Raw genomic sequence first — 6,297 nt, 5'->3', positions numbered from 1 at the left:
AAGCTCACAGGGCGACTCAGAGGCCCAAAGAACATGAGGGTCGTACTCAGGCGGGGGGTGTGGGGTGATCGAACAGCCCAAATAGATGGGGGTTAGATGTGTTTTTGCTAACAAATCGTGGTGTGGTCCAACCTCCTAGAATCCGTCTGTCACCGTCTGCGTGGAGAGAGCCCCTCACCCCGACCCTCTCCCCGTGAAGAACGGGGAGAGGGAGCAGAGCTCACTTCGCCTTCAGGAAGTCGCCGACTTCCAGCAGCACGAATTCGTTGTCGTCGGCCTTGTTGGGATCGCGGCTCGAGGAGAACGGCAGGTTGTTGTCGTTGCCGACGATGATATGGGTGTCGTCGACCTTGTCGACGTTCTCGATGGTGAAGAACGGGAAGGTCAGCACGCCGTCATTGAGCGGCTTCTTCGCCTTCTTGTCGGGATCGCGGATCTTCATCAGGTCGATATAGCCGACCTTGCGCACGGGCTTGCCGACATTGGCGTCCGAGAGCTCGATCTTGTAGACGCGCTTGAACTTCGCCAGGTCCGGGAAGCAGTTCTCGCCGCGCTGTCCCTGCGGGCAGGCCTTGTCCGCGGTGCCTTCGCCATTGTCGCGCTCGATGATCAGGCCGGCGGCGCCGTCGATCATGTTGAAGTCGCCGATGGCATTGCCGTTCTGCTCGAACACATATTGCCAGTAGCGGCCGGTGAATTTCTCGTTCGCGACGTCGAACTCGAGGATGCGTGAGGCTTCCTTGCCGTCGACCTTCTCCCAGTCCTTCTTCTCGGGATCCCACAGCGGGCCCTCGAGCAGGCCGTACAGGAACTTGCCGTCCTTCGAGGACGCAAAGCCCTCGTAACCCTTGGAGCGGCGCAAGTTGACGGTGGTGTAGCTCGCGCCCGGCGCGCCCGGCGACTGCACCGACCAGTGATCGGGCGAGCGCACCGGCTTGCCATCGGCGGTCGTCTCGAACACCACCAGCACCTTGCCGGTCTTGTCGGCCTTGATCACGTAGGGTCCGAACTCGTCGCCGATCCAGAAGGTATCACCGATGATCTGGAAGCCTTCGGTGTCGAAATCGGCGCCGGTGAGATAGCGCTTGGCGGTGTCCTCATGCACGATGCGGAACGGCACCTTCTTGTCGGGGTCGTGCAGGAACACGGTTTCCTGACGCTCGATCTTGCCGCTCGCCCAGTCGATCTTGTGCCGGTTCAGGTACAGCATGGAATCGGCAGAGTTGTAGCGCGAGCCCATGCCGTTGTCGGTGAGCACCCAGAACGTGCCGTCCGCCATCACCTTGATGCCGGAATGGCCCTGCAGCGGCTGGCCCTTGAACGGCAGCGAGACGCCGGTCGGCCGCTCGTAGGACTTGCCCATCACGGTGCCGGTCGCGTCGACGCGGCGGCCGGTGGTGTATTTGCCGGAGGTCTTGAGATCGTTCGGTGCATCGGCCGGCGCGTCGATGAAGCTTTCCGCCGGAAGCACGGCGTGGCCCTTGAGGGTCGCCGGATATTCGCCTTCGCCTTGCGCGAAGGCGGCTCCCGACAGCAGTACGACGGACGCGACGGAGCAGAGCAGTAATTTGCGCATGTTGATCTCCCCTGAAGATAAACGCGGCGGAGTTCTGGGAGGCGCGTGTTACATGGCGCTGACAGTTTCGTGACGGCTAGAGCATATTCGGTTCTGATGGAATCAGAACCGAAGCTCTAGATTCTTGTCTTGACGCGTTTTCTTCACGTGAACCGGTGTCCACTTCGCTCGAAAACGCTCTAACGAATGCCGCTGGATATGCCTGCGGCGTTACGTCACCGGTCGCATCGTTTGCGGCAGCAGGAAGGGGATGCCGCTGTCGGTATAGTCGATCGTGGCATCGACCTCGAAGATGGTGCGGATCGTCTCCGCGGTCATCGCCTCGCTGCGGCCGCCGTCGACCGCAAGCCGGCCGCGATGCAGGAGAACGAGACGGTCGGCAAAACGCATCGCGAGGTTGAGGTCGTGCAGGATCGCGATCACCGCGGTGCCGTTCTGCGCGCGGCGGCGCGCGGTCTCGACCAGATCGATCTGGTGCCTGAGGTCGAGGCTCGACGTCGGCTCGTCCAGGAGCAACAGGCCGGGACCGTTCTGCGCTTCGCCGCAGGCGAGCTGCACCAGCACGCGGGCGAAATGCGCTCGCTGCTGTTCGCCGCCCGACAGAGTCGGCAACTGGCGATGGCGGAAGCCTCTCAGACCGACCTCGTCCAAGGCGGACTCGACCAGCGGCGCCGCCGTCGCGCGCGAACTGTCGCCCGCGCCCATATAGACGATTTCCTCCACCGTGAACGGGAAGGTGACGTTGACATGCTGCGACAGCATGGCGCGATGCCGCGCCAATTCGCGCGGCCGATAGGCGCGGAGCGCGCGCTGCTTCAGTTCGACCGTGCCGCGGGTCGGCGTGATGTCGCCGGACAGCATGCGCAGGAGCGTCGACTTGCCGGCGCCGTTCGGCCCGACGATTGCGATCATCTCGCCCGGATTGACGCTGAGGTCGACGGCATCGACCAGCGTGGCGCCGCTGACCACCACCGAGACCGAGCTCGCCTGCAGCATCGGAATCATAGCGAAACCAGGCTGCGCTGCCGCAGCAGGATGGCGAGGAAGAACGGCGCGCCGACCGCCGCCGTCAGGATGCCGATCGGCATTTCCGCTGGCGACACGATGGTGCGGGCCATCGTGTCGGCGCCGACCAGGAGCACGGCCCCGAGCAGCACGGAGGCCGGCAGCAGCAGTCGGTGCGCCGGCCCGATCGCGAGCCGCAGCAGATGCGGCACCACGATGCCGACAAAGCCGACGACACCACACACGGAGACGGCGACCCCGGTCATGGCCGAGACCAGGATGATGGAGATCCGTTTCAACCGCTCGACATCGACGCCGCTGTGAAAGGCCTCGGCTTCGCCGAGCACGAGGACATCGAGCCCGCGCGCGATTGACAGGCACGCGAGCAGCGCAACAGTGAGCACCGGCGCCAGCGTCGCGATCTTGCTCCAGGTCGCGCCGCTCATCGAACCCAGCATCCAGAACGTGATATCGCGGAGCTGCCGGTCGTCGGCGACGAAGACCAGAAGCCCGATGCCGGCATTGGCGATCGCGGCGATCGCAATTCCTGCCAGCAAGAAGATCGCAATTGACGTCCGTCCGGCGCGGCTCGCGATGCTGTAGAGGATGATCGTCGTCACGAGCGAGCCGACGAACGCCGCCAGCGGCAGCAATTGGTGCTGCATGAAGCGGACGCTCTCGCCGATGTGGCTGTCGGTGAAGACGATCGCGGCTGCCGCGGCAAAGGCGCCGCCGCTGGAGACGCCGACAAGCGCGGGATCGGCGAGGGGATTGCGGAACAACCCCTGCATGATCGCGCCGGACGCCGCCAAGAGGCCGCCGACCATCGCGGCGGCGACGATCCGCGGAATCCGGATCGACCACAGCACGAGCTGGTCGCGCGCAACCAGCGGATTGGCCGCGCTGTCATTCCATAGGCCGAGCGCGGCAGGCAGGCGGGCGAGGGGAATTCCAGCCGCACCCAGCGTCACTGCAATGAGCGCAACGCCGACAAGCGCGGTACAAAGGCAAAGCAGTGTCAGCGATGCGGGCGGGCGCAACGAGCGCTTGGTGCGAGGATCGGCGGTATTGCCGCGCGCGTCCGCCAAGGCGCTCATTGCCGGCAATTCGTCGTGAGCGCCGCGGGCACGAACTTCTCCGCCTGCGGCACCAGCGCCGGATATAGTTTCGTCGAAAGGTCGCGCGCTGCGGCCGCCGTGCGCGGCCCGAAGCCGAGCAGATACAGGCCTTCCATCGAGATGAAGCTCTTGTTTGCCGCGACCGGTGTCAGCGCGAAAGCCGGATGCGCATAGATCGCCTCGGCTTCCAGCGAATCCTTGCCGCGCTGGATCGACAGCACGACGTCGGGCTTGGCGGCGACGATCGCCTCGTCGCTGACGATCTTGTAGCCGTCATAGCCTTCGACCGCATTGACGCCGCCGGCGAGCTGGATGATCTCGTTCGCCGCCGTCTTCTGGCCTGCCGCCATAGCGCGGCCGTTGAGCAGTGACATCACGAACATCACCCGCACCGGCTTCGTCACCTTGGCGCGCAACTCGCGCAATTGTGCGAGATCATGCGCGACGGCGGTGGTCAGGCATGCGGCGCGCGGATCGGCATCCATGGCGTGGCCGACCAGCTTGATCTTGTCGAGCAATCCCTGCTCGGAGAAGGTCTCGGGCACCAGCACCAGCGGCACCTTGGCCGCTTCCAGCACGTCCATGGTTTCCTTCGGCCCCGAGCCCTGTACCGCCAGCACCAGCGACGGGTTGAGTCCCAGCACGCCTTCGGGCGAGAGCTGGCGCATATAGCCGACATTGGGTTTGTCGCGCAGCGCCGCCGCCGGATAGAGGCTGGTCGCATCGACGCCGGCGACGCGGTCCTCGAAACCGAGCGCATAGAGGATTTCGGTGATCGCCCCGCCGATCGAGACGATCCGCGAAGGGTTGTCGATTATGACGTCGCGGTCGCGCGCATCATGCACGGTGGTGTTTGCGGCGGGTGCCGCCTCAACGGGCAAGAGGCTGGCGATCAGCAGGACTGCGAGCGTGCGACAAATTGCCATCGAGGGATCACTTGGTCAGGATCAGCTTGTTCTGCGAGGTCAGACGCAACCGGTACATCTCGTCGCCATGCGCGATCATGATCTCCCGTTCGCTCTGGAACAGCTCGCGGCTGTCGATCCGGTTGCCGGTCATGGAGAGGTTTCTCACGGCGGGTGAGGCATTTGCTGTGCGCGCCCCGGCGCCTTCGGTATCGTCTCCGGAAGTTGCCGCCATATCCTCTTTGCTGCGCCCCGAACGTTCTCTGGATGGCTGTTTGTACAGGTCGCCCGCACCGCAATCCAATCACTGCAGTTTACAATCGATATAAACTGTGCCGTGCCGTTGTTGACCACTTTGTTACCGCGACGTAACGAATGTGAACGTGGCGCGGGCGGGTGGCCCGCACTGTATATTTTGGTAGCCAGCAAGCCGCTCGCATCATTTCGCGAGCGCACGCCAGCCAGACCCAAAAAGCAGATCTTTGGATTGGGGCAATATGGCTGACGGGGCTAGGATTTCGCGCGCCCTCATTTTGGGCGCATCAGTGGTTTCAATCGGGTTGCTGCTTTCCGAGTCCGGGTTCGCCCAGACCGCGGACGCGCAGCCGGCTGGTCGTGCGTCGGAGCGCGCCAAGCAGGCGAAGCGCAAGCCGGCGAAGCCGAAAGTCGAACAGCAGGCGGCGGCGCCTGTGATGAACGCGCGCGCGCAGATCGGTGCCGTGACGGTGCAATCGCTCGATACCATCACCGTTGCCGCATCGAAGACGGAGGAGCGCGCGATCGACGCGCTTGCCCCGGTCAGCGTCGTCACGCTCGAGCAGATCCAGGGCCGCCTGCCCAACACGGTCGGCGATCTCCTTTATAATCTGCCCGGCGTTTGGGTGCAGAATCGCGGCGACGAGCCGTCAACGTCGATCAACATCCGCGGCCTGCAGGATTTCGGCCGCGTCGCGGTCGTGGTCGACGGCGCCCGGCAGAACTACCAGCGCACCGGCCACTTCGCGAACGGCTCCTTCTTCCTCAATCCGGAGCTGATCAGCAGCATCGACATCGTGCGCGGCCCGACGGCCAACATCTACGGCTCCGGCGCGATCGGCGGCGTCGCCTCGTTCCGCACCAAGGACATCGAGGACGTGGTGCGCGCCGGCGAGCGCTGGGGCGTCGACGTCAACAACGTGTTCGGCAGCAATGAGGGACGCTGGCTCACCTCGACGTTCGGCGGTGTTCGCGTCAATCCCAATGTGGACGTGTTCGCGGGCGGCACCTACAGCACGCAGGAGAACTACAAGGACGGCACCGGATTTGAAGTCGCCAATACCGGCAACCGGCTCTCCAGCGGCATCGCCAAGCTGACGGTGCGCCCGGCCGACGGACACGAAGTCAAGCTCGGCACCATCTTCCAGGAGGACATCTACAGCGTCGGTCAGCCGGCGCGGCGTGCGGGCGACCCCAACTCGACCAATGCGAACGGAACCAACAATCTCTCCGGCACGTCGGTCTACGCGAGCAACGTGAAGAACTACACGACGACGCTCGGCTGGACCTATTCGCAGCCCGATGACCGGTTGTTCGTGAGCGTCATCCGGCGACCACGCACTGAGGGCTGATCTGGTCGGCTAGGAAGATCTCGTGGATTGTTTCGTCACGAGGTCACCATGTCAAAAGATAGTTGTAAGGATGGCGATAAGGATAG

At 64.1% G+C, this 6,297-nt stretch carries 5 protein-coding genes and 1 pseudogene; 1 reads left to right on the top strand and 5 read right to left on the bottom strand.

Annotated features, from left to right (window positions below):
* Positions 1-220 precede the first annotated feature (220 nt).
* From ACZYOF_RS41510 to ACZYOF_RS41490, 5 genes are all read right to left on the bottom strand, one after another.
* Positions 221-1,576 (bottom strand): esterase-like activity of phytase family protein, encoded by a 1,356-nt coding sequence (locus tag ACZYOF_RS41510; RefSeq protein WP_463719363.1) that lies wholly within the window; start codon positions 1,574-1,576, stop codon positions 221-223.
* A 210-nt stretch (positions 1,577-1,786) separates the two neighbouring features.
* Positions 1,787-2,581, bottom strand: coding sequence for a heme ABC transporter ATP-binding protein (locus ACZYOF_RS41505; protein WP_463719362.1), 795 nt, complete (start codon positions 2,579-2,581; stop codon positions 1,787-1,789).
* The gene (locus tag ACZYOF_RS41500; protein WP_463719361.1) at positions 2,578-3,678 is read right to left on the bottom strand and encodes a FecCD family ABC transporter permease; all 1,101 of its coding nucleotides are present in this window, start codon (positions 3,676-3,678) and stop codon (positions 2,578-2,580) included. The genes ACZYOF_RS41505 and ACZYOF_RS41500 overlap by 4 nt, the downstream gene beginning before the upstream one ends.
* The gene (locus ACZYOF_RS41495; protein ID WP_463719360.1) at positions 3,675-4,625 is read right to left on the bottom strand and encodes a heme/hemin ABC transporter substrate-binding protein; all 951 of its coding nucleotides are present in this window, start codon (positions 4,623-4,625) and stop codon (positions 3,675-3,677) included. The genes ACZYOF_RS41500 and ACZYOF_RS41495 overlap by 4 nt, the downstream gene beginning before the upstream one ends.
* Before the next feature lie 7 nt (positions 4,626-4,632).
* Positions 4,633-4,839 carry a hemin uptake protein HemP gene (locus tag ACZYOF_RS41490; RefSeq protein ID WP_130581536.1) on the bottom strand — a complete coding sequence of 69 codons (207 nt, stop codon included), beginning with the start codon at positions 4,837-4,839 and terminating at the stop codon, positions 4,633-4,635.
* A 262-nt stretch (positions 4,840-5,101) separates the two neighbouring features.
* On the opposite strand from ACZYOF_RS41490, the pseudogene ACZYOF_RS41485 reads away from it, so the two are divergent.
* Positions 5,102-6,175: pseudogene (locus ACZYOF_RS41485) on the top strand (TonB-dependent receptor plug domain-containing protein); the annotation flags it as partial.
* Positions 6,176-6,297 lie beyond the last annotated feature (122 nt).

It is taken from the genome of Bradyrhizobium sp. LeoA1Lang, assembly GCF_055413685.1.
The sequence above is the reverse complement of the archived record's forward strand: the minus strand, read 5'-3'. Positions and strand labels throughout refer to the sequence as shown.